Below are 22,467 nucleotides of genomic sequence, written 5' to 3'. Positions count from 1 at the left end.
CCTCACCCCGGCCCTCTCCCACAGGGAGAGGGAGAAAACCAGTCCGACTTTTACTTGCAGAATTAATTATAAACCAGCTCCCAGGTCGCCCAACTGGTTAGCAAACCACTGGTCGCTTTTTCGGGTGCGGGCGTCACGTAGCCGATATAATACGTAAACACGCCGCCATTGACTGCTTTCTCCACCAGCGGCACCCGGTTTTGCTGTGGATCGGCCGGGACAATTTTATTGCTCTTATCCAGCGTATTATTATCGTTGGTCGCCAGCGCCAGAAAAATATGACTGGCCCCATCCGCCCGCGTATTAGCCAGATAACCGGCATTTTCATTGCTGACGGAATTGACCATAAATCCGTCAATCCAGCGCACGTTCACCATGCGGATTTCATTTTCATCTGCCGCGCCGCCATCATGGCGTAACTGGCAGTTCGATAACTCCAGGGTGAAGGGCTGCGGCTTCATAAATGCCCCCGCGCCGCGATCGTGCACTTCCGCAAGGCTTACCGGCGCCAGCCAGACGCTACCGCTGCCCGCATTGTTGCCGCCGTTGAGCGCCACGCTACAGGAGATATCGGTCACCCGACCGGCAAAATCTACCCGCCCTTGTTCATAATTCGTCTCAAATCCCCACGCCGAAGAGGCCACAAGCGCCCCGCCCATCAGAGTCAGTTGGATGAGTCTTTTGCTATTTTTATACTGTGCTGAATCACTCATTCCCGCCTCCCGAATTAATCGTACGTCAGGTTAAAGATCATGTGCGACTCCACCTCACCGGTACTGGTGGTCGGCCCATATTGATAGAACCGCGCATGGAGAGGCAGGGTGATATAGCGTGTCTCCTGCGTGCGCAGCGACCCGGTACTGTATTTCTTATTGAATTCCAGCGGCGCGCCATCCTTCAGGACCTGAATCCCAATCCCTTTCGCAAGCGATGTACCGGCTTTTTCATTCAGCAGCGCCCCACGGGTTAAGCTCGTACCGGTCGCCAGGGAGCCGGAGAACGAAGTCTGGATATTGGCGTATCCCGACTCGCTTAAGCCACCGCTGCACTGCAGCTCAATATTAAAATCTTTGCCCCCGGCGGTAGTGCCCACGCCGTTGAGATCGCTGCGCTTGATGGTGCCGACATCAACGTTCATGTTTTTGCCGCTCAGAATGGTACACGAGGGCGAAACCACGGTGATGGCGTTGGCGCTGAGGCGCGTTTCCAGGATTGGGTTGTTGCCGCTCTCCCAGTCGTAAGAGGTATATTTACCCGCCGCCAGAGTACCGCTGCCGGTGACGGCGGCGGTTTTAATCACTTCAAGGGTAAAGCGAGAGCCTTCCAGTGAATAACTGGTGGTCCTGCTGGCGTAGTTGGAGAAGACATCAGGGTAGATAATATTCACCGTCGCGCCGCCGCGGCTAAAACGCAGGCCAATGCCCGGCACGTTGGTGGAATAGATTTTATTCCCCAGATCGGTCGCCCCGGTCGCAACGATTTTTGCCACAAAGCGGTTATTGCCGGTGGTACAGCTATAGCTTGCCCCACCCGGCGCCGACATCGTCCAGTCGCGGGAAACGATAACTGACCCCACCGGTAAATCCGGTGGAACAACGACTCGCCCGACGACCATATCCAGGCTCACCGTCGGCTGCGAAAGGCGCGAACAGGATGCCCATGCCGATGTCGTCCCCAGCGCCATTAAGCCAATAAAAAGCGTCAGTTTTTTACTTAGCGACATAGCGTTTCCTTTGTTTTTTCCTGACTCAAATCCACCGAACATTGTCCGCCGCTCCACTTAACCGTGGCCTTCGGTGCGCTGGCGTCGCTGATAAACATCATGCTGCCCTGTCCTACCACGCCGATTTCCTTCCCGGTAGCGTCAAATATCGTGGCGCCGAACGGTAGAGGCTGACCATTCGCCTGACGCACCTGCAACGTAATGTTGTTTTGCACCGTGGTATCGAAAGAGACCTTGACCACGCTGCCTTCCCACGGCACCACCTGCGCCACGGTACGGTCAAAGGCGACATCGTCGTTGCTGCCTTTCGGGTCAATTTCAACGGAGTTAATCCGGTAAGGTCGCAGATACGGCAGAATGGCGTAGCCGTTGCTGTCAATGCGGGTCCCCGGCGAACCCGGCAACATCGCGCCTGCGGCATCCTTCGCTTCGATCAGCGCCATGGTGGTGCCGCTTTCCGGCGAGAACACCACGCCATGCTGGTGAGCAATCAGCGTCCCGCTAGCGCCCAGACCGCTCTGGCGATAACCCTCGCCCTGGCTATAGCTGCCGTTCAACGTGGTCCACGGGGTACGATAGCTGCCGTTCAGCGCCACATCGTGCTGACCGCCGGTCGCCGTGGTTGTCGACACGCCGTAGTTGAGGTTGTTTTCGCTATCCAGCGAACCGTTGACGCCAATCTGCGAGCTGGCGAAGCGCGAATTATTAAACGAGGTATTTGACGTCAGGTTGGCGGTGCGATTTTCACCAAACCATAACGGATAGCTAAAGTTGAGCGAAACGCGATCGTCGCGGCGATGACCGGAGCTATCCGGGGTATAGACGCGCTGCGCGCTGACCGACCACGAGAGACGGCCGTACATGTTGTTGTAACTAAACTGGTACTGCTTCTCGGTTCCGGAACGGTTCCAGTAATCTGCCACCCGGCCGCTCAGATAAAAACCGCCCCAGCCGTCCGGCAGGTTCTGGTTAACCGTGAAGGTCATACCGTTTTTCTGCCGCCACACGGTGTAGTTGCTGTTACGGTTCTTTTCCTGATCGACCGCATACAGCGCGTCGTTCAGGTTGTAATAGCCTTTGGTGGAGTAGCGATAAGCCGCCAGCACGATGCTGGTCTGGGTTTCGGTAAACATGCGGTTAAAAGTGGCGCGATAGCTTTGCCCCTGCTCGTCGAGGGTGTCGCTCTTCAGGCGTGAATGAGTAACGTCGAATGACAGCGCGCCGATGCCGGTGTTCATCCCGGTACCCAGCAGGAACGCCTGATAGTCATCAAAGCCGGTCACGCCGGTATAGCCGGTAAACAGGTTATTTAAACCGTGCTGCCAGGTTCCCTGGTAGAGCATCGGTTTATTGCGCAGCGAACTATCATCGACCTTACCGGCGGAGAGCGCATAGCGGGTCATCCCGGGACGCAGCAATTGCGCCACCGAAGCGTAAGGTACGCTAAACACCTCGACCGAACCATCGGCCTCTTTAACCGAAACTTCCAGGTCGCTACCGTAACCAGAGGGATAAACATCCTGCAGAGTAAACGGCCCCGGCGGCACGGTGGTCTGATAGATAATATTGCTGCCCTGGCGTACCGTCACCAGGGCGTTACTTTGCGCCACGCCGCGGATTTCTGGCGCGTAGGAACGCATGCCGTCCGGGAACATATTGTCATCGGTCGCCAGGTTTACCCCACGCAGGCCGATGGTGTCGAAGAACTCGCCGTTGGTGAAAATCTGCCCGCCGCTGACAATCGAGTTAATCTGTGGAATCGGCCTTTGCAGGTAGGTCTGGTTGCTGTTCCAGTGTGCTTTCCCCTGCTGCTGCTGCCAGTTCAGGTTACCGATGTGCTTAAGCAGCCACCCATCCCAGGAAAAACCCGCGTTGACGCCAAGATACGCGCTGTTGTTATCCGAGCTGTTTGCCGATGAGCTGTGGCTGTTCCAGGCGTTGGCCATCCAGCCTAAATTCAGTGCCGCAACGCCTTTATCCCAGAACTCCGGGCTGACAAAGTTTTTAAGGCGCTGATCTTCGTAAATTTGTGGTACGGAAATATCCAGTCTCAGGGAGGACTGAATCAGGCTATCTTTGACGTTTTCTTCGTTACGCCACTCTTGCAGACGGCCGCAGAAGCCCTCTTTTTCGCTCAGTTGCGGGTTGAACTTCTCCGGCGAGATACCGTATTGCATCAGCATCGCTTTGGTGTAACAGACGCCCATTTTGCCGTCTTTACCTGCGGTGACTTTCAGGTCGTAGCGACCTTTCCACTCGCCGTTGGTGTACACGTCCAGTGAATAGACGCCCTCGGAGATGGCGCTGGTCGAGAAGCGCGACAGATCGACCTTTTCGCGGCTGCCGACGATAAAACCATCGTTAAACTGATAGACCGTTCCCGGGTTTTCCTCTCCGCTGGAAAATGGCGGAAAGCAGCACAGCGCAACCGCAATGGCCGTGCTTAATCTTCCCGGGCAGATTGACCTCTGCTTCATGATCGTTTCCCTTATTTGACGGCAACTTTCACTGCGACATCTGCGCCATAGTCATTAATGTTGTTAACGGTCAGGGTCTCGCCTCTGTTCACCGCGGAAGAGAGAGCGATGGTCTGGCTAGACTGCGGGGCAAACATCACCGTTTTGCTGTTTAGCGCTTTGCCGCCGTCACGGGAAATACGGCTTACGGTGACATAAAAAGGCGTCGGATTACTGACGGATAAATTGTTGCCATTTGCGGAAAGAACTAATTTCTCTGCTGCCGCGTCGCGGTTGCCTAATCCGTTGGGACGATAAATAAATTTAAAGCGCGAACGAATCGCCAGTTGCAGAATATTTTGCCCTTCATTTTTCTGGCTCGCCTCGACCGGCGGTATTTCCAGAAGGTTTAGCCACCACAGCGTTTCTTTATCTTTAGCGAGTCCCGCGTTGCTGCCGAGCTTAATACGCAGGGTCTGGCCGCTTTTCGCGTCAACGCGGGAAATAGGTGGGGTGATAATAAATGGCGTCGTAATAGTATCCGGCGTCGCGTCGGCATTACCGTTATCCAGCCAGGCTTGCGCCAGCGCCGGACGGTCGGCGGTGTTGGAGAGCTGCACCGTTATTTCTTTTTCATTTCCTGGATAAATAAAGCGGGTGCCGTTAACAATAATATTATTGGCATGGGCCGCAAAACTAAAAATGAAACAGAAAAAAAGGGCAATACGCTTCATGCTGACCTCAGAATAAAAAATAAGCGGCAGCAGTGGCCGCTTTATAATTTGTTGTATACCCTAAGTAATTCGAATTGCAGAAAGGCGGCAAGAGAGTGAATCCCCGGGAGCTTACTCCAGTAAGTGACTGGGGTGAGCGAAAGTAGCCAACGCATATGCAATTTGAAGTATGACGGGTATATACCGCCCCGGCGCGAGGCGGTCTTATTTTTCAGTCGATATTACTGGTAGGTAATTTCGTAAGTCGCATAGCTGTTAACCACGCCGGTAGTGACGGTATCCGGAGTACTGGTGGCGTAACCAACGTAGTAAGTGAAACGTGCGCCATCCGCTACGGCAGCAGCATCGCCAACAGCTTTCGGTTGTTGATCACCGCTGCCCGGGATGATTTTGTTGGTCAGTGCGGTGGCGTTGTCGGTAGACAGAACCAGCTGGATATCCTGCGCGCCAGCCGCTTCGGTGTTCGCCAGGTAGCCCTGTTGTTTGGCGGTTGCGCCAGCCAGCAGGTTACCACCAGTCCAGTTCACACCCAGTTTGCTCACGTCATCCAGTGCAGTTTTATCAGCAGCCTGGCAGTCAGAAACGTCGATAGTGAACGATTTTGGTTTCAGGTAGGTATCTGCGGCAGCTGCTTTAACTTCCGTTAAAGTCACCGGAGACAGATAAACGTTAGCATCGCTGCCCTGGCCGTTTACGGAAACAGTACAAGAGACGTCGGTAACTTTACCGAAGAAATTAACCTGACCGCCGCCTACATTGGTATCAGCAGCATTTGCCGCAGCCATACCAAAAAACGCAGTCGCCATTGCAGCAGAGAGAAGAACCTTTTTCATTGCCATTTCCTTGTCAGAGTGAATTAAGTATCAATGAGCAAACAGTTAATTCGCACAAAAGTCAGAAGCGATATGCGATGCTCACTTGTGCAACTGTTAATAGAAACTTCGACTGACCGGAAGCCGCAATATTTAAGGCGTCAGAAACGGATTCTATAAAAGAATTCGTCGATGCTGTCGGCGTCAAAGAATGCTATTTTTCGCTGATAAATATACATTTGTTCATGAGGTGTTAATCAATGTAACAGATAGATTGCAACTATTAATGAACGAAAATTGATAGTAAAAAACAAAGTCATTGTTATTTACATTGAAGGGGAGAAAGCGATATGGAATTAACAAAATAGCTATTTATCTTGTCATAAAAGGCTATTTATCTACATAGAGAACAATCTGAATAAATCTGCCGCTACGGTCTTCCCACCAGTTGAAAATGCAGGTGCAAGGCACGCCATCCTTCTGGTGTTATCGTCACTTCGCGAAATCCTGCCGTGGTGGTAAACCATCCTTTTTGCTGACCATGCAGTAACAGCGCCGCCCCAGCCGCACCGCCGAGGTGAAAGCGCCGTTCGCTCCAGTCCAGGCAGCCGCAGCATGCTTTGCGCCGCGATCCCAACGTCACCACAATCCCCAGGCGTGCAAAGTGCGCCTCCCCAATGGACGTCAAGGCCGTTCCATCAGGCGTTATCCAACCTTCGCGCAGGAGAAAATCATACAGCGATACCGCCACCTCCCCGGCCAGATGATCGTAACAGGTGCGTGCGACACGTAAACTGACCGGCGTGCGGGTGGACAACATCACGGCCTGCTTGCCAGCCATAGTCATCATATTCTCCAGCAGTCCGGCGACATCGCTCCCGGCGAGGCGATAGTAGCGGTGGCGACCCTGAGCAAGGCATACCAACAAGCGGCTACTGACCAGACGGCTAAGATGGGCGCTGGCGGTTGAGGGGGAAATGTCAGCAACGCTGGAGAGTTCGGTCGCCGTCCACGCCCGACCATCCATCAAGGCACAGAGCATTTTCAGCCGCGAAGCATCCGCCATCGCCGAGGCCAGTGCCGCCATGGCAATAGCGAGCGACTCATCGTCTTCAATTACCTCAACCGGTTTTAACATATCGCCTCATCTGGTTTCCCCAACGGTAAACCGCAACTTTATTATAGAAGATCGGGATTCTCTGAGCGGTACTCGCGCAGCACCTGAGCCACCCGAATCTGATAGCCCGAGAAGATATTCTCCCGCCCCTCTTTCTGCGCCGCCTGATGGCAAAGGTTGCGTTTCCAGGCCAGCACCGCTTCTTCATCCCGCCACCAGGAGAGCGACAGAATTTTCCCCGTCTTCGTCAGGCTTTGAAAACGTTCAATAGCGATGAAGCCGTCGATGGTGCAAAGCAGAGGCTTCAGTTCAGCCGCCAGCGCTAAGTAGCGTTCCTGCTTTGCAGGCGTGACTTCGGCTTCAAAGAGTACTGCAATCATGGTGTCATCCTCGCTTGATCAGTGTGAACGCCACTGTAGCTTGCACCAGAGGTTAATGCTTCGTCGGCGGGCGAAGTATGGCTCCCTGTTGCGCGCAAAAAACGGCCAATACATTCACAAAAACAATAATCAATAACCTAAATCGAGAAAACCCTCGCCGTTAACGCAAATTTTCACTCACTGAAAAAACCGCATAAAAATTATTTATCACATTGTTTTTATTGAAAATAAAAACCAAATAGCGCATTACACCGTCATCTTACGGTCATGAAAGTGTGATCTAAATCGCACTTTTTGCAACGCGCGTTATAGTTAGCAGACTTATTATACATCCATCGAAAGCAACAACGCTTTCCACCATAAAAGTTAAAAGGATAAACACCATGAAAAACGTAAAATTACTTGCCGCTGCCGGTATGCTGTCTCTGGTCTCTTTCGCTAGCTTCGCTCAGCCGGTTAGCGTGACTTCAGATACGCTGGATAACGCAGAAGCTAAAATCGCGACCATCGCTAAAGACCAGGGCGCGTCCTACCACATTACCGAAGCTTATACTGGTAACCAGGTTCATATGACCGCTGAGCTGTCTAAATAACCAAATGGTTGCAGAGGGAGCTGCCGGACAGGTCGCCTGAAGGCGGCTAAGTCTGGCTCCCGCCACATAATAAGCACAGAGCAATGTCGAGCCCCTGATGGGGCTTTTTTGTTTTTGTCGATCTGGAAAAGCTCCCGGTGGCGCTGCGCTGACCGGGCTACAAGTGCCCAGCCGTCTGCAGGACGGTAGCCCGGACAGGCGCGACGCGCCGCCTCCGGGGAGGTTACCGACCAACAACCGTTCTCTTATTCGATAACGCCCTTTGAATCGACAACACGCTTAACAACACAATCACCAACCCCACCAGCGCCATTCCCTCTATTTTCTGTCCGAGGAAAATCCAGCCCAATATCACCGCCGTTACCGGACTCAACAAACTCATCGCCGATACCGCCACCGGAGAAAGACGACCGATTCCGCGAAACCACAGGCCATACGCCAGCATTGCCCCGGCAAGACACAGCCACAAATAACCCGCAGCCTGAGTCAGCGTCACCTGATGCAGCGGCGGATCGACCAGCAACGCAATCGGTGCCAGAACAATGCCGCCGATCAGCAGCTGCCAGCCGGTCAGCGCAATAACGGGCAAAGAGATCGCCCAGCGCCGCGACAGCCAGGTCCCCAGCGCCATACTGATCGCCCCGAGGAACGCAGCCGCGATCCCCAGCGGATCGAGCGCCGTTTGCGGTGACAGCAGCAACATCGCCATCCCCACGATCCCGGCGCAGGCCGACAACACCGCCACCCAGGGCGATCGTTGGCGATCGACGCACCAGGCCAATAGCATCACCAGTAGCGGCTGAATAGCGCCAATCACCGCCGCCAGCCCACCGGGTAAACGATAAGCGGCTATAAATAGCAAGGCCTGGAACGCACCGATGTTGAGGATCCCGGTGATGATCAGCTTCCACCATTCGCTGAGCAGCGGAAAGCGGCGGCTCCAGAGAAGCAGAGCGATCCCGGCAGGCAGAACCCGCAGCAGCGCGGCGATAAACGGCCTGTCCGGCGGTAGAAACTGCGAGGTCACAATATAAGTGCTGCCCCAGATGGCGGGGGCCAGCGCGGTCAGCAGCAAATCAACAACGAGGTTACGCGAAACAAAGGCCATGATTTTATCTTCACATCAAGGTAAATTGTGGCGTAAGTATGTATCGATAATTATCTTGATATCAAGACAGGTGGGCATTAATGGACAAATCACCACAGACCGACGCCGTGGATCGCATTCTTGAACAGTGGCAACGGGAACGCCCCGATCTCGATTGCAGCCCAATGGGGCCAATCGGCCGGCTGAAACGCTGCGCGATGCTGCTGGAGCCACGTATTGAAGCGGCCTTTATTCGTCACGACCTGGTGCGTTGGGAGTTTGATATGCTCGCGACCCTGCGGCGAGCAGGAGAGCCGTTTGTGCTGTCGCCAACGCAACTGTTTTCAACGTTGATGATCACTTCCGGCACCATGACGCACCGCCTTAAGGCGCTGGAAAAACGGGGTTTTATCAGCCGCCAGCCAAACCCGGAGGATGCGCGCAGTCTGCTGGTCGCGCTTACGCCCGAAGGGAGAACGTTGATCGATAAAGCGGTGGAAAGCCACGTGGAGAATGAGCATCAGCTGTTGGCCGGGCTCTCAACTGCGCAGCGCCAGCACCTGGATGAGGCGCTAAAGGTTTTTATGCGCCTGTTGGAAAAGAGTTGATAGAACCTGCCCGTAATTTTCCCGGAGGCGATGCTACGCATCTGTCCGGGCTACCGTCTCGCAGACGACGGTGACCCCGTAGCCCGGGCAAGGCGCGTCGAGCGCCGCCCCCGGGAAAGCTATGCCAACGCAACTTCCGCTTTTCTCCCGGCTCGCGCTGCACTTAGCCGGACTACAGCATCTATTCGGGCTAACGGCCTGATTAACCATTACCCAGCGGAAACGGGCGATCCTGCACGACCGTCTTCATCACCAGCGTCGAGCGTAAGTGCTGCACGCCGGGCATCGCGGAAAGCTTGTCATCATAAAGTTTCTGGAACGCCGGGAGATCGCGTGTGACCACGTGCATCAGATAATCCGGGTCACCGAACAGGCGCTGAGCCAATACGATTTGCGGGATCTCTTCCACCGCCTCTTCGAAAGCGCTCACTGCTTTCTTATCGCCCTCTTTTAACGTCGCGAAGACAATCGCCAAAAAATTGAAACCCATTTTGGCGGGATCAAGATTCACCCGATAGCCGGTGATCACCCCTTCTTGTTCCAGCGCGCGCAGCCGTCGATGGCAAGGGGAGAGGCTTAAATTCACTCGTTCGGCAAGCTCAGTTATCGACAGTCGCCCGTCGGCCTGAAGTTCAGCAAGAATTTTTCGATCGATACTATCCATTTGGAAGATTCTCTCTTAAAAGAACGTTTAAGAGCATAACATTGAAAGCTCATTGCGCAATAAAGCCGATATTCTTTCCCTCAAATAGCCACAATTAATGAGGGAAACGACAATGGGAAATCGCCATTACCGCACAGAGGTGGGCTGTCCATGGAGATGAGCTTTATCGCCAGTTTCTGGCTGGTCTCTTTTCTACTGATCATCACCCCCGGTGCCGATTGGGCCTATGCTATCAGCGCGGGGATTAACGGACGTCGCGTGATACCGGCGGTCGCCGGGCTCATGTCCGGTCACCTGTTGGCGACGCTTGTCGTGGTTGCGGGTATCGGGGTCTTGATTGCCAGCCATCCGCTGGCGCTATCGACGATTACCCTGCTGGGCGCGGGCTACCTGATGTGGCTGGGCATCGCTATTCTGCGCCACCCGCCAACGCCAAATGCCGAAGAACAGACAATGGGCACCTGGAATCGCTGGGCAGTTAAGGGGCTCTGCATCAGCGGGCTGAACCCAAAGGTTTTCCTCCTGTTTCTGACCCTGCTGCCGCAGTTTACCGATCCTAAAGGAAGCTGGTCGGTAGCGCAGCAAATGTCGACCCTTGGCGGCATTCATCTGGTGACCTGCACGTTGGTCTATTTACTGGTCGGCTACGGCGCAAAAACGCTATTGGCGACCCGGCCCCAGATGGCGCAAAAAGTCAGTATTGCTTCCGGCATGATTATGGTGGCAATAGCCGCCCTGCTGTTCTATGAACAGTTGAAATAGCGTTCGATATAAGGCGTGAGCGAGCTCTCACGCCACAGCATGTAGAAACCAGCACCGGACTGTTTTTACAAAATGATTCCCGCATTTAAAATAATCAGGCTCTATGCTCTGGTGCACTTATCAATTTTAATCGTTCCTCCGCAATAAGCATCTTATCGACAAGAAAGACTCATCTTAGTCGTATTCAAATTATTCCTGGCGACCATCAGAAATATTCACTTTCTTATTACTGCTATTCATAACAAGGTTTTTGCAGTATGGTTAACAACCTTATGATTTATGTATCTCTGAAAACATAGCCAAGGAGAAAAGAATGAGCAGGACACTATTTCCATCGAAAAAACTAAAACTCATCATAAATATAAAAATAAACACCCCACAACTAATAAAAATGACATCTTAAAACTATTATTAGAACCAGCATCAAAGATAATTAATTTAAATGCAGCCGAGCTTCATCATTTACCCGACGATGCTAAATAAAATGTACTATACGTTTGCATGCTAAAGGGAACATAATGAAAAATAATGTAATTTTAAGAAAAAGGAACTTCCTGACTCACAATGAAATTGAGTCATTGCTCAAAGCAGCGAATAGTGGACCTCACGCTACGCGTAACTATTGCCTGACATTATTGTGTTTCATTCACGGATTACGAGCTAGTGAAATATGCCGTCTGCAAATTTCCGATATCGATCTGGGATCTAAATGTATCTATATACACCGTCTTAAAAATGGATTTTCCACAACTCATCCTTTGCTGAATAAAGAAATCCGCGCGTTAAAAAACTGGCTGGATATCCGCAAATCCTACCCTCAATCCGACAGCGAGTGGTTATTTTTATCGCGAAAAGGTAATCCCCTTTCTCGCCAACAGTTTTATCAGATCATTTCCACATCAGGCGATTGTGCAGGGCTATCGCTTGAGATTCATCCGCATATGCTCCGCCACTCATGCGGATTCGCCTTAGCCAATATGGGCATTGATACCCGCCTCATACAGGACTACCTCGGTCACCGTAACATCCGCCATACCGTATGGTATACGGCCAGTAACGCTGGTCGTTTTTATGGCATCTGGGACGAAACGAAAGACAGACAGCGGAGCCCTGTTTTACCGTAATGCACGATGCCATGGACGGCGTCAAAATAGTAGATATCCTTCTCCAAACATTAAGAAATATTAACCATGCTTTGATTATGATTATTGTTCCTGCAAGTTCATATTTCAAACATCTGCTGTCTTATTATCATATCCATCCGTTACCATGGATATAAATGCACTATTTTTCATCAGATTAAAATATCACCAGCAGTGATTTTTCCCTTTTAACTTTATATACCTGCTAAAGAGACAACCAGGTTATGTTGTAGTAACGAATAAAATCCGTAAGAATAAGATTTATCACGCATCAATATACTTGTCAGGCACGACTATAATGTCATCATTTAACCGTGATTAATCCCCTTCATATAATACGCTATTAACATTGCGGATTATTTGTGAGCTCCCCCTGTTTTTGAGCAGGGTCGTGTTATTTATCAAGATCATATCAGGAGTCATTTATTGTGAACCGACGTCGTTTTCTTACCGGTAGAGAAGTGCAGGCAATGATGCTGGCCGCCCGGCATGGGCAGACAGGAGAGAGAGATTATTGCCTTATCCTGCTCGCTTTCCGTCATGGTATGCGTATTAGCGAATTACTCGATCTTCACTATCGCGATCTCGATCTTGCTGAAGGTCGCATTAATATCCGTCGCCTGAAAAATGGATTTTCAACGATACACCCCTTGATGGTGGATGAATGTGAGGCAATCAAACGCTGGAGCCAGGTACGCACCGCCTGGAAAGGTGCAAAAAAAACCGATGCGTTGTTTATATCGCGACGTGGTACTCCGCTTTCCCGTCAGCAGGCCTACCGCATTATCCGCACTGCTGGCGTCGATGCAGGCACGGCAACGCACACTCACCCGCACATGCTACGTCATGCCTGTGGTTACGAGCTGGCGGAAAGAGGAGCGGATACCCGTCTTATTCAGGACTATCTTGGTCATAGAAACATTCGCCATACCGTGCGATATACCGCCAGCAACGCTGCTCGATTCGCGGGATTATGGGAACGAAACAATCTCATGGAAGTGAATTTACAAAATCAAAGGATACAGAGTAAAGAATTGATAAATAAGAAAAAATAACAGAGTGAACAGGTCAATTGGGGCCAAACTGTGTGCATCATAAAAATATTCAGTAACCTTTTGCAACCATAGAATGCATCCCATACGGCAAAGATAGCAATATCACATTGATTATTAGGCATTTTTTATTTTCGTTATTTTCAAATAATCCCCTTCTTTTCACCGCATAGGCTCCACACCACGTTGTTCCAGATAGCCTTCCGTGGCTCATCCCCCCAACATCATCAATAGATTACATTAACAACAAACAATAATTAAGATTAAAACTCCAAATAAAAACAACAAAACCAGATTATTCAGTTAATTATTCTAACGAGTCAAAATGGCCCCAAATGTCTCATATTTTGGGTGAAAAACATGCAGAACCGCAGTCGAAAATCCCGACTGAATCATGGAATACCTGGAGGTCATGATGACGGCCAGATCGGTTCGTAATCCCGATATTGTACAAAGGAAAACAACATGAAAATCAAAACACTGGCAATCGTTGTACTGTCAGCTCTGTCTCTGAGCTCCGCAGCGGCTCTGGCCGATACCACGGTAAATGGCGGCACGGTGCATTTTAAAGGGGAAGTCGTCAACGCAGCATGCGCAATTGACGCAGGTTCAATCGATCAGACCGTTCCAATGGGCCAGGTTCGTTCGGCAAAACTCGCCACTCCAGGCAGCACCAGTACGGCTGTCGGCTTCAATATCCAGTTGAACGATTGTGATACTACCGTGGCCACCAAAGCATCCGTCGCGTTCACAGGTACCGCAATTGACAGTACCAACACCACCGTACTGGCGCTGCAAAGCTCAGCGGCGGGTAGCGCGACTAACGTTGGCGTACAGATCCTTGATCGTACAGGTACTCCGCTGGCGCTGGATGGCGCGACCTTCGGCGCGGCGTCCACTCTGAACGATGGCACCAATATCATCCCGTTCCAGGCTCGCTACTACGCGACCGCCGCAGCCACTGCCGGTACCGCTAACGCTGACGCGACCTTCAAAGTGCAATACCAGTAATTCATTCATCAAGCAGGGAAGCATGTCGGGCCAGGAAGGCCCGTTATCCATAACGGAACTCGGGTGATAACGATGCAAAGGATGAAGTCAGGTCTGTTGATTTTTTTGCTCCCCCCGCTGGCGATGGCCGGCAATCAGTGGAACGTCACTTTGCCCGGGGGAAATATGCGTTTTCAGGGCGTCATCATTGCCGAGTCCTGCCGTGTTGAAGCGGGTGACCAGCAGATGACAGTCAACATGGGACAGATCAGCAGTAATCGGTTTCATTCGGCCGGGGAAGATACCAATCCGATCCCTTTCGATATTCATCTGCAGGAGTGCAGCACCGCCGTCAGCCAACGCGTTGGCGTGACGTTTCACGGCGTCGCCGATGGTAAAAACCCGGACGTACTCTCGGTCGGCGAGGGCCCGGGGATCGCTACCGGTATTGGCGTTGCTCTGTTTGATAAAGAAGACCATCTGATCCCACTGAACAGTCCTCCCGCAGCCTGGACAAGATTGTATACCGGGCCAACTACATTGCACTTTGTGGCGAAATATCGGGCAACAGGGCATCAGGTTACCGGGGGAGCGGCTAACGCTCAGGCCTGGTTCTCCCTGACCTACCAGTAATTAACCAGCAGACGTACCAAAACAGGAAACGACGGTGAGTATAAAAGGAATAAGCGTGAGAAAAACACTGGCGATGACGCGCGGTTTACTGGCAGGAGTGCTGATGATAGCCGCTATCGGATTTACCGCTCAGGCCCAGGCAGGCGTGGCGCTGGGCGCGACCCGCGTTATTTACCCTTCCGGGCAGAAGCAGGTTCAGCTGGCGGTCACCAATAACGACGAAAAGAGCACATGGTTGATTCAATCATGGGTGGAAAATACCGATGGTGCAAAAGACGGGCGTTTTGTTATCACCCCGCCACTGTTTGCCATGCAGGGAAAAAAAGAGAACACCCTGCGCATCATTGATGCCACCAACAACCAGCTGCCGCAGGACCGGGAAACCCTGTTCTGGATGAACGTCAAAGCCATTCCGTCGATGGACAAGTCGAAACTTAGCGATAACACCCTGCAGCTGGCGATTATCAGCCGCATCAAGCTTTACTATCGCCCGGCAAAACTGGCGCTACCGCCGGATCAGGCGCCGGAAAAGCTGAAGTTTCGCCGCGGCGCAGGCTCGCTCACGCTGATCAACCCCACCCCATATTACCTGACGGTCACCGAACTCAATGCCGGAACCCGGATACTGGAGAATGCCCTGGTTCCGCCAATGGGAGAAACCAGCGTCAAACTGCCTTCCGATGCAGGTAGCGAGATTACGTACCGGACCATTAACGACTACGGCGCACTGACCCCGAAAACGAAAGGCGCAATGCAATAACTGACGGGAGAACGCATTCTCCCGGAAATAAAAATAAGAACTGACAGCCGGGCGACTTTGGACCGGAGGGACTATGTCACATCTGAAATATGGACTCGACTACCTGGGCTCCGGGCGTATAAACAGCCATGGGCCGATAAATGTGCGCGCTTTCGCCCCAGTCACGCTGGCCCTTTTACTCTCCTCACCGATCTTTTCAGTGCAGGCAGAGCTCTATTTTAATCCGCGTTTTTTAGCGGACGACCCTGCCGCCGTGGCAGACTTATCAGGATTTGCCAGCGGCCAGGAGGTGCCTCCGGGAACCTATCGCGTCGATATTTATCTTAACGATGGTTTTATGGCCACTCGCGATGTCACTTTTAATGCAGGAAAGAGCGACCATGCGCTGCTCCCCTGCCTGACCCGCGGGCAGCTTTCAGGAATGGGCGTGAACACCTCATCCGTTGAGGGGATCAACACCCTGGCGTCCGATGCCTGCGTGCCGATAACCGAGATTATCAAAGATGCCACCACCCGCTTTGATGTTGGCTTACAGCGGCTCTATCTGACCATTCCCCAGGCGTTCATGGGCAATCGCGCCCGTGGCTATATTCCGCCTGAACTCTGGGATCACGGCATTAACGCCGGGCTGCTGAACTACAACTTCACCGGTAACAACGTCCACAACGACATCGGCGGCAGTAGTCACTACGCCTATCTGAATCTGCAAAGCGGGCTGAACCTCGGTGCGTGGCGTCTGCGTGACAACACCACCTGGAGCTACAGCAGCAGCGGCAGTTCTTCAACCAATGAAAACAAGTGGCAGCACGTCAATACCTGGCTTGAGCGCGACATCACCCCACTACGCTCACGCCTGACGCTTGGCGACAGCTACACCAACGGCGATGTCTTCGATGGCATTAACTTCCGTGGGGCACAGTTAGCCTCCGACGACAATATGCTGCCGGACAGCCAGAAGGGATTTGCTCCGGTGATCCACGGTATTGCCCGCGGCACGGCGCAGGTTTCGGTGAAGCAGAACGGCTATGAGATCTACCAGAGCACGGTGCCGCCCGGCCCGTTCACCATTAACGACCTCTACTCCGCAGGCAACGGCGGCGATCTGCAGGTGACCATCAAAGAGGCTGACGGCAGCAGCCAGGTTTTTACCGTTCCCTACTCATCCGTCCCTGTGCTCCAGCGCGAGGGCCATACCCGCTATGCCGCCACCGCTGGGGAGTTTCGCAGCGGCAACGATCAGCAGGACAAACCGAAGTTTTTCCAGAGCACTCTTTTGCACGGTTTACCGGCCGGCTGGACGCTGTACGGCGGTACCCAGCTGGCAGATCGCTACCGCGCCTTTAATCTCGGCGTGGGGAAAAACCTGGGGCAGTTAGGTGCCTTGTCGCTGGATGTGACTCAGGCCAACGCGACCCTGCCCGATGACAGCAAGCATCAGGGACAGTCGGTGCGTTTCCTCTATAACAAGTCGCTGACGGATACCGGAACAAATATTCAACTGGTGGGTTACCGCTACTCTACGCGCGGCTATTTCAGCTTAGCTGACACCACCTATAACCGAATGAGCGGCTACAACGTCGACACTCAGGATGGCGTGATTGAAGTAAAGCCGAAGTTCACCGACTACTACAACCTCGCTTATAACAAGCGCGGCAAGGTGCAGCTCAGCGTTACCCAGCAGTTAGGACGCACCGCCACCCTCTACCTCAGCGGCAGTCATCAGACCTACTGGGGAACCAGCAGCGCCGACCAACAGCTACAGGCCGGACTGAACGCCGCCATTGATGATATCAACTGGACGCTGAGCTACAGCCTGACCAAAAACGCCTGGCAGCAGGGCCGTGACCAGATGCTGGCGCTCAATTTTAGTATCCCGTTCAGCCACTGGATGCGCTCCGACAGTACCTCGGCCTGGAAAAATGGTAACGCCAGCTACAGCATGTCTAACGATCTGAATGGTCGAACCACCAGCCTCGCAGGCCTGTACGGCACGTTGCTGGAGGACAACAACCTGAGCTACAGCGTACAAACCGGCTACGCGGGCGGCGGGGAAGGTAACAGCGGCAGTACCGGCTACGCGGCGCTGAACTACCGCGGCGGCTATGGTAACGCCAACGTCGGCTACAGCCGTAGCGACGGCATTAAGCAGCTTTACTACGGCCTGAGCGGCGGTGTACTGGCCCACGCCGATGGCGTCACCCTCAGCCAGCCAATGAACGATACCGTGGTGCTGATCAAAGCACCTGGAGCAGACGGGGTGAAGGTGGAAAACCAGACCGGTGTTCGTACCGACTGGCGCGGCTACGCCGTGCTGCCCTACGCCACCGAATACCGGGAAAATCGGGTGGCGCTGAATACCAATACGCTCGCCAACAATGTCGACCTTGATGATGCCGTGGTCAGTATTGTGCCGACCCACGGAGCGATAGCGCGTGCCGAATTTAAAGCCAGCGTCGGTATGAAGCTACTGATGAAGCTGACTCACAACGGTAAACCGGTTCCCTTTGGCGCAATGGCCGCCTCTGTGGGCAGCCAGAATAGCAGCATCGTTGCCGATGATGGCCTGGTCTATCTGAGCGGGATGCCGCTGACGGGCAAGGTGCGTGCGAAGTGGGGAGAAGGGTCGGATGCCAGTTGCGAAGCCGACTATCGTCTGCCGCCGGAAAGCCAGAACCAGGCGCTAAGCCAGCTGTCGGCAGTATGCCGCTAAGGAAGCCATGATGATGAGAAAAAACCTGTATCTGCTGGGCACCATACTCTCTCTGGTCTCCCTCAGCACGCCTGCTGCCGATAGCACCATCACGATTAGTGGATATGTGCGAGATAACACCTGCGCCGTTGCGGGGGAATCAAAGGATTTTACCGTCGACCTGATGAATAACGCCGCAAAGCAGTTTAATGCCATCGGCACGACCACGCCGCTGGTGCCTTTTCGCATCGTGCTGTCGCCCTGCGGCGGTTCCGTTACCGCGGTCAAAGTCGGTTTTACCGGCGTAGCGGACAGCGACAACACCAGTTTGCTTAAGCTCGATAGCGGAGTATCGGCGGCTTCCGGCATCGGCGTGCAGATCCTCAGCGGCAGCCGGGTACCTCTGGTTCTCAACTCCCCCTCGTCAAATATTACATGGACAACGCTGAAGCCCGGTCAAACCAATACGCTGAGCTTTTATGCCCGATTGATGACCGCACGCGTTCCGATAAGCGCAGGACACGTTAGTGCTACCGCGACGTTCACTCTTGAATTTCAGTAACCGGAGGCTGATATGAAATGGACTCATGCACGCTGGCTGCTGGCCGGTTTACTGGCCTTCGCCAGCACCTCCCATGCCGCCGATGTGACCATTACCGTTAACGGCAAAGTGGTGGCCAGGCCCTGCACCATATCCACACCAAAGGCTACCGTCGATCTGGGTGATTTATACACCTTCAATATGCTTTCACCCGGAGCGGCATCGGGCTGGCATAACGTCACGCTCGATCTCAGCAACTGCCCGATTGGCACGTCACGAGTCACCGCCACCTTCAGCGGAACGACTGACAGCACGGGCTATTACAAAAATCAGGGAACGGCGGGAAACCTTCAACTGGAATTACAGGACACCAACGGAAGCCGATTTAACAACGGTTCAACCAAAACGATGACCGTCAACGATGCAACGCAGTCGGCCAGTTTTCCATTACGCGTCAGAGCGCTGACGGTCAATGGCGGGCCAACACAAGGAACAATCCAGGCGGTGATTAGCGTCACCTACACCTGGCTTTGAGGCAGAAGATATCATGAATCAGCAGATTACCCCCCCCAGTCAATGTCGCCTGACCTTCATCAAGGCGCTGTGGGTTTTGATCTTTTTATCTGGATTCTCGACCAGCGTCAGGGCCTATACCTGCTACGACTCCACCGGCACGGTATTGAACAGCGATACCGGAGGAAAAGTATCCAATGTTTATGTCAATTTACAGCCAAGTCTTGGGGCGGGGCAAAACCTGGTCGTCGATTTATCTAATTCTATTTTTTGCAAGAATGATTCGCCAAACAAGCGTAACGATATGGTGAGCATGCTACAAGGCTCGGCCTATAGCGGCCTGCTGACAAATTTCACCGGTTCTTTAAAGTACTACGGAGTCAGCTACAATTTCCCGCTAAACTCCCCAACCGCCAGCCACAACTTTACTTCCGGTAACTACACTAACTGGAATACGCAGCTCTACCTGACTCCAATATCGACCGCCTCCGGGCTGGCAATAAGCGCAGGTTCGCATATCGCAACGCTGGTCATGTATCAGGTCGGTTCCGATATCAACGGCGGCGGTAATGTTCGTACTTCAAAATTTACCTGGCACATTTATGCTAACAATAGCGTGATCATCCCTACGGGCGGGTGTGATGTTTCCGCCCGCAACGTTACGGTAACGCTACCTACCTATCCCGGTTCTACCGCAATCCCACTCACGGTACGATGTGGGCAAAATCAAAATATCGGGTTTTACCTCTCTGGCACCACGGCTGATACCGCCAACACCGTTTTCACCAATACGTCCTCAGCCTCTCCGGCTCAGGGGATTGGCGTTCAGCTATTGCGTAATGGCTCTATCATGCGATCAAACAGTACCGTCGCAATGGGAACCGTTGGCACTTCTGCGGTTAATTTGGGCCTCACCGCGACCTATGCACGCACCAGCGGGCAGGTCACCGCGGGGAACGTCCAGTCAATTATCGGGGTGACCTTTGTTTACCAGTAGCGCGCCTGTCGCGCACGGCAGGGTGGGGATAGATTATATCCTCTCGCCCTGCTCGTTGGTGGCCGACGGGCTGGTAAAAGTCATGACGGCCTGTGGGATGCGGCCCGTGGTGCTGCCGCTGGACGCGACGACATTACCTGCCGGAGCTGATATTCGCCGCATCGTGGTATTTCTGCCCGAAGCTCCGGCCAGGCTGCTTATCACTCTGCAGCAAGTCGCCTCGATGCTGGAGCTGGCGGCCACGCCGCTACCGATGCTGATCCTCAGCCGTAGCCCGGCCAGCTGGCTGTGGCATACCCTGCTGCATCAGGTTATCGACCACCATCTGCTTTCTGAAGTGAGTGCCGCCGCCTCCGACCTGCCCGTCCCGAGTCTGACCACGCTACTCCAGGACTATACTCTGGAAAGATATCCTTCGCTTAAACAGCTGGCGGACGAAGAGATGCGGATCGGCGGAAGAAAAGCTGGCGGACTCACCAGACAGGAGCTGAATGCTATTCTCGGTTTACTTAGCGGAGACAGTGTTAACGCCCAGGCAAAACACCGCGGTATTAGCCACAAAACGCTTTATACCCAGCGAACCGCAGGACTGAAAAAAATCGTCGAGCATCATCCTCAGTTGGCAACCCGTTTCCCCGGCAACCAGACAAAGAGACAGAAAATACAACCTAACGCTGCGCTTTCCGCTTTTGAGCGAGAATTTGTCCATGCTGTCCACTGTCGGCAAATTTTCCCGGTTTTCCAGCCCATTACTGATGGTCGGATGCAGCTTAAAGGTCTGGAGCTCCTCTCTCGCTGGCGGCAAAACGGTCACGTTATTCTTCCGGGCGATTTTTTACCGCAGTTGCGCTCAGAGTACGCGTGGCTGGTTTTGACGGCCTTTGTACTCCGGGAGGCCGTGCAGAATATCAATCAGCATCCGGGTGAGTTTTATTTCTCGGTCAATATCCCCGCCGCCATCGCCAGCCATGAAAATCTGGTCAGTATGCTGGAAACGGCGCGTCAGCAACTGCATCAGCCACACGTATCTTGTCGGCTGGTACTGGAATTTGCTGAAACCATCGACATCAATCGCCAGAGCAAAGTGGCTGAAAACATCGCCCGATTACGCAAGCAGGGCTTCACCATTATGCTGGATGACTGCTTTTCACAAAGCAGCGTCATGTTTCCGGTGCGCTCCGTCAAATTCAGCGCATATAAGCTGGATATGAGTATTGTGAATGATATGCAGGGAGATCTACACGCGCTCGCGCTGATAAAAAGCCTGATCTACTATTGTCAGCTGACCGGCAGCCGCTGTATTGCTGAAGGGGTGGACAGTCTGGATAAATTCAATAAATTGAAAGCGCTGGGGATCGATCGGTTTCAGGGATACTTCATCTCTGCGCCGGTGGAGCGAGAAAACGTCGGCGATCTTATTCACCAGCGCTTGTCTGACCGTGCGCTTACCCTAATCACCGGGTAAGCCGGCTATCAGAGTTTAAAAATAAATGCGCCAGCGTACTGGCGCATTTATTTGAGACGGATGACAAACCAGGTTTAAAGATTGTGCTCGCGTTTCTGCCGGGCGGCGGCTGACGCCTTGCCCGGCCTACAAAATCCACAATATCAATAAATTATACATTTTTCGTAGGCCCGGTAAGGCGCTAGCCGCCACCGGGCAATTCCAGACAGGTGCTCTTTGTCAGCAATCTGATTTCAGGCGCGAATATCGTCGTACTCGCGGGTATTATCAAATTCATGTTTAGCAAACGGGCACAACGGAATAATTTTCCGCTGCTCGCCACGCATTTTTTCGACCACTTTCGCCACCAGCTTTTTCCCCACGCCCTGACCTTTCAGGCTGGGGTCCACGTCAGTGTGTTCAATAATACTGAGATGCTCGCCTGTCGGTACAAAAACGATTTCCGCCACCTGATTCCCTTCGGCGTCATTGACGTAAAACTTGTTGTGGCCTTCCAGTATTTCCATCATTTCCTCGCTTATTTGTGGCGATACTTCAATGCGCCGCTTGGGCAGGTATCGATAACCTTCATGACCGTGGTGACATCCACCTCATCGGGAACGATCCACGGTTTACGTTTCAGGTTGAAGAGCTTTGCGCTACCGCGCACGCAGTTTCCCGAGTGCTGGCAGAGAGCGGTATTGAAGTAGACATCAATCTGCTCCCCGGTATAGGCACGATAGCCCGCTTCCAGTAGTTCCTTATCCATG

At 53.0% G+C, this 22,467-nt stretch carries 24 protein-coding genes; 13 read left to right on the top strand and 11 right to left on the bottom strand.

Annotation, left to right across the window (positions count from 1 at the left end; genetic code table 11):
* Positions 1-62: 62 nt before the first annotated feature.
* The 7 genes from AC07P6_RS05310 to AC07P6_RS05280 form a co-directional block, all read right to left on the bottom strand.
* Entirely contained in the window at positions 63-713 is a 651-nt protein-coding gene (locus tag AC07P6_RS05310; protein WP_112217401.1) for a fimbrial protein, read from the bottom strand.
* 14 nt (positions 714-727) lie between these two features.
* Positions 728-1,723, bottom strand: coding sequence for a fimbrial protein (locus AC07P6_RS05305; RefSeq protein ID WP_434661647.1), 996 nt, complete (start codon positions 1,721-1,723; stop codon positions 728-730).
* Positions 1,714-4,200 (bottom strand): fimbria/pilus outer membrane usher protein, encoded by a 2,487-nt coding sequence (locus tag AC07P6_RS05300; RefSeq protein WP_182234756.1) that lies wholly within the window; start codon positions 4,198-4,200, stop codon positions 1,714-1,716. The genes AC07P6_RS05305 and AC07P6_RS05300 overlap by 10 nt, the downstream gene beginning before the upstream one ends.
* A gap of 11 nt (positions 4,201-4,211) precedes the next feature.
* On the bottom strand, positions 4,212-4,913 hold the full coding sequence (locus AC07P6_RS05295; RefSeq protein ID WP_112217404.1) for a fimbrial biogenesis chaperone: 702 nt from the start codon (positions 4,911-4,913) through the stop codon (positions 4,212-4,214).
* A 221-nt stretch (positions 4,914-5,134) separates the two neighbouring features.
* Positions 5,135-5,746 (bottom strand): fimbrial protein, encoded by a 612-nt coding sequence (locus AC07P6_RS05290; RefSeq protein ID WP_434661644.1) that lies wholly within the window; start codon positions 5,744-5,746, stop codon positions 5,135-5,137.
* A 409-nt stretch (positions 5,747-6,155) separates the two neighbouring features.
* Positions 6,156-6,863, bottom strand: coding sequence for an ArsR/SmtB family transcription factor (locus tag AC07P6_RS05285; protein WP_434661643.1), 708 nt, complete (start codon positions 6,861-6,863; stop codon positions 6,156-6,158).
* Positions 6,864-6,904: 41 nt separating this feature from the next.
* Positions 6,905-7,222 (bottom strand): antibiotic biosynthesis monooxygenase family protein, encoded by a 318-nt coding sequence (locus AC07P6_RS05280; RefSeq protein ID WP_478315779.1) that lies wholly within the window; start codon positions 7,220-7,222, stop codon positions 6,905-6,907.
* A 383-nt stretch (positions 7,223-7,605) separates the two neighbouring features.
* Here AC07P6_RS05280 and AC07P6_RS05275 point away from each other — a divergent pair, with 383 nt between their 5' ends.
* Complete coding sequence (locus tag AC07P6_RS05275; RefSeq protein WP_181484981.1) at positions 7,606-7,815, top strand: YdgH/BhsA/McbA-like domain containing protein; 210 nt, start codon at positions 7,606-7,608, stop codon at positions 7,813-7,815.
* Positions 7,816-8,038: 223 nt separating this feature from the next.
* On the opposite strand, the gene AC07P6_RS05270 is transcribed toward AC07P6_RS05275, so the two are convergent.
* Positions 8,039-8,923: an EamA family transporter gene (locus tag AC07P6_RS05270; protein ID WP_478315778.1), complete on the bottom strand. Its 885-nt coding sequence runs from the start codon at positions 8,921-8,923 to the stop codon at positions 8,039-8,041.
* 80 nt (positions 8,924-9,003) lie between these two features.
* Here AC07P6_RS05270 and AC07P6_RS05265 point away from each other — a divergent pair, with 80 nt between their 5' ends.
* Positions 9,004-9,510, top strand: a complete 507-nt coding sequence (locus AC07P6_RS05265; RefSeq protein WP_478315776.1) for a MarR family winged helix-turn-helix transcriptional regulator — start codon at positions 9,004-9,006, stop codon at positions 9,508-9,510.
* Positions 9,511-9,712: 202 nt separating this feature from the next.
* Here AC07P6_RS05265 and AC07P6_RS05260 read toward each other — a convergent pair whose 3' ends face one another.
* On the bottom strand, positions 9,713-10,174 hold the full coding sequence (locus tag AC07P6_RS05260) for an Lrp/AsnC family transcriptional regulator (RefSeq protein ID WP_142466879.1): 462 nt from the start codon (positions 10,172-10,174) through the stop codon (positions 9,713-9,715).
* Between the two features lie 150 nt (positions 10,175-10,324).
* On the opposite strand from AC07P6_RS05260, the gene AC07P6_RS05255 reads away from it, so the two are divergent.
* From AC07P6_RS05255 to AC07P6_RS05205, 11 genes are all read left to right on the top strand, one after another.
* Complete coding sequence (locus tag AC07P6_RS05255) at positions 10,325-10,936, top strand: LysE family translocator (RefSeq protein WP_478315775.1); 612 nt, start codon at positions 10,325-10,327, stop codon at positions 10,934-10,936.
* 518 nt (positions 10,937-11,454) lie between these two features.
* Positions 11,455-12,060, top strand: a complete 606-nt coding sequence (locus AC07P6_RS05250; protein WP_304253412.1) for a tyrosine-type DNA invertase — start codon at positions 11,455-11,457, stop codon at positions 12,058-12,060.
* 446 nt (positions 12,061-12,506) lie between these two features.
* Positions 12,507-13,133 carry a tyrosine-type DNA invertase gene (locus AC07P6_RS05245; protein WP_182234770.1) on the top strand — a complete coding sequence of 209 codons (627 nt, stop codon included), beginning with the start codon at positions 12,507-12,509 and terminating at the stop codon, positions 13,131-13,133.
* Positions 13,134-13,595: 462 nt separating this feature from the next.
* Entirely contained in the window at positions 13,596-14,141 is a 546-nt protein-coding gene (gene fimA / locus AC07P6_RS05240) for a type 1 fimbrial major subunit FimA (protein WP_112217156.1), read from the top strand.
* Between the two features lie 72 nt (positions 14,142-14,213).
* The gene (gene fimI / locus AC07P6_RS05235; protein WP_130624348.1) at positions 14,214-14,753 is read left to right on the top strand and encodes a type 1 fimbrial minor subunit FimI; all 540 of its coding nucleotides are present in this window, start codon (positions 14,214-14,216) and stop codon (positions 14,751-14,753) included.
* Positions 14,754-14,826: 73 nt separating this feature from the next.
* Positions 14,827-15,513 carry a fimbria/pilus periplasmic chaperone gene (locus AC07P6_RS05230; RefSeq protein WP_434663961.1) on the top strand — a complete coding sequence of 229 codons (687 nt, stop codon included), beginning with the start codon at positions 14,827-14,829 and terminating at the stop codon, positions 15,511-15,513.
* 73 nt (positions 15,514-15,586) lie between these two features.
* Positions 15,587-18,223: a fimbrial biogenesis usher protein gene (locus AC07P6_RS05225; protein WP_478315774.1), complete on the top strand. Its 2,637-nt coding sequence runs from the start codon at positions 15,587-15,589 to the stop codon at positions 18,221-18,223.
* A gap of 10 nt (positions 18,224-18,233) precedes the next feature.
* Positions 18,234-18,764: a type 1 fimbrial adaptor subunit FimF gene (gene fimF, locus AC07P6_RS05220; RefSeq protein ID WP_478315773.1), complete on the top strand. Its 531-nt coding sequence runs from the start codon at positions 18,234-18,236 to the stop codon at positions 18,762-18,764.
* Between the two features lie 12 nt (positions 18,765-18,776).
* A complete protein-coding gene (gene fimG / locus AC07P6_RS05215; protein ID WP_478315772.1) occupies positions 18,777-19,277 on the top strand; it encodes a type 1 fimbrial minor subunit FimG in 501 nt (166 codons plus the stop codon).
* A gap of 13 nt (positions 19,278-19,290) precedes the next feature.
* Positions 19,291-20,253 (top strand): fimbrial protein, encoded by a 963-nt coding sequence (locus tag AC07P6_RS05210; RefSeq protein WP_478315771.1) that lies wholly within the window; start codon positions 19,291-19,293, stop codon positions 20,251-20,253.
* Between the two features lie 28 nt (positions 20,254-20,281).
* A complete protein-coding gene (locus tag AC07P6_RS05205; RefSeq protein ID WP_434663956.1) occupies positions 20,282-21,718 on the top strand; it encodes an EAL domain-containing protein in 1,437 nt (478 codons plus the stop codon).
* 233 nt (positions 21,719-21,951) lie between these two features.
* Here AC07P6_RS05205 and AC07P6_RS05200 read toward each other — a convergent pair whose 3' ends face one another.
* Both AC07P6_RS05200 and yjdI read right to left on the bottom strand, forming a co-directional pair.
* Positions 21,952-22,224, bottom strand: coding sequence for a GNAT family N-acetyltransferase (locus tag AC07P6_RS05200; protein ID WP_110276387.1), 273 nt, complete (start codon positions 22,222-22,224; stop codon positions 21,952-21,954).
* 11 nt (positions 22,225-22,235) lie between these two features.
* A complete protein-coding gene (yjdI, locus tag AC07P6_RS05195) occupies positions 22,236-22,466 on the bottom strand; it encodes a 4Fe-4S mono-cluster protein YjdI (RefSeq protein ID WP_182234780.1) in 231 nt (76 codons plus the stop codon).
* Position 22,467 lies beyond the last annotated feature (1 nt).

Source organism: Klebsiella sp. GFKo11, assembly GCF_056490265.1.
The sequence above is the reverse complement of the archived record's forward strand: the minus strand, read 5'-3'. Positions and strand labels throughout refer to the sequence as shown.

Bases quoted from the DNA above. Each gene is read 5' to 3' on its own strand.
- AC07P6_RS05310 (WP_112217401.1), bottom strand. From the start codon at position 713: ATGAGTGATTCAGCACAGTATAAAAATAGCAAAAGACTCATCCAACTG.
- AC07P6_RS05305 (WP_434661647.1), bottom strand. From the start codon at position 1,723: ATGTCGCTAAGTAAAAAACTGACGCTTTTTATTGGCTTAATGGCGCTG.
- AC07P6_RS05300 (WP_182234756.1), bottom strand. From the start codon at position 4,200: ATGAAGCAGAGGTCAATCTGCCCGGGAAGATTAAGCACGGCCATTGCG.
- AC07P6_RS05295 (WP_112217404.1), bottom strand. From the start codon at position 4,913: ATGAAGCGTATTGCCCTTTTTTTCTGTTTCATTTTTAGTTTTGCGGCC.
- AC07P6_RS05290 (WP_434661644.1), bottom strand. From the start codon at position 5,746: ATGAAAAAGGTTCTTCTCTCTGCTGCAATGGCGACTGCGTTTTTTGGT.
- AC07P6_RS05285 (WP_434661643.1), bottom strand. From the start codon at position 6,863: ATGTTAAAACCGGTTGAGGTAATTGAAGACGATGAGTCGCTCGCTATT.
- AC07P6_RS05280 (WP_478315779.1), bottom strand. From the start codon at position 7,222: ATGATTGCAGTACTCTTTGAAGCCGAAGTCACGCCTGCAAAGCAGGAA.
- AC07P6_RS05275 (WP_181484981.1), top strand. From the start codon at position 7,606: ATGAAAAACGTAAAATTACTTGCCGCTGCCGGTATGCTGTCTCTGGTC.
- AC07P6_RS05270 (WP_478315778.1), bottom strand. From the start codon at position 8,923: ATGGCCTTTGTTTCGCGTAACCTCGTTGTTGATTTGCTGCTGACCGCG.
- AC07P6_RS05265 (WP_478315776.1), top strand. From the start codon at position 9,004: ATGGACAAATCACCACAGACCGACGCCGTGGATCGCATTCTTGAACAG.
- AC07P6_RS05260 (WP_142466879.1), bottom strand. From the start codon at position 10,174: ATGGATAGTATCGATCGAAAAATTCTTGCTGAACTTCAGGCCGACGGG.
- AC07P6_RS05255 (WP_478315775.1), top strand. From the start codon at position 10,325: ATGGAGATGAGCTTTATCGCCAGTTTCTGGCTGGTCTCTTTTCTACTG.
- AC07P6_RS05250 (WP_304253412.1), top strand. From the start codon at position 11,455: ATGAAAAATAATGTAATTTTAAGAAAAAGGAACTTCCTGACTCACAAT.
- fimA (WP_112217156.1), top strand. From the start codon at position 13,596: ATGAAAATCAAAACACTGGCAATCGTTGTACTGTCAGCTCTGTCTCTG.
- fimI (WP_130624348.1), top strand. From the start codon at position 14,214: ATGCAAAGGATGAAGTCAGGTCTGTTGATTTTTTTGCTCCCCCCGCTG.
- AC07P6_RS05230 (WP_434663961.1), top strand. From the start codon at position 14,827: ATGACGCGCGGTTTACTGGCAGGAGTGCTGATGATAGCCGCTATCGGA.
- AC07P6_RS05225 (WP_478315774.1), top strand. From the start codon at position 15,587: ATGTCACATCTGAAATATGGACTCGACTACCTGGGCTCCGGGCGTATA.
- fimF (WP_478315773.1), top strand. From the start codon at position 18,234: ATGATGAGAAAAAACCTGTATCTGCTGGGCACCATACTCTCTCTGGTC.
- fimG (WP_478315772.1), top strand. From the start codon at position 18,777: ATGAAATGGACTCATGCACGCTGGCTGCTGGCCGGTTTACTGGCCTTC.
- AC07P6_RS05210 (WP_478315771.1), top strand. From the start codon at position 19,291: ATGAATCAGCAGATTACCCCCCCCAGTCAATGTCGCCTGACCTTCATC.
- AC07P6_RS05200 (WP_110276387.1), bottom strand. From the start codon at position 22,224: ATGGAAATACTGGAAGGCCACAACAAGTTTTACGTCAATGACGCCGAA.
- yjdI (WP_182234780.1), bottom strand. From the start codon at position 22,466: ATGGATAAGGAACTACTGGAAGCGGGCTATCGTGCCTATACCGGGGAG.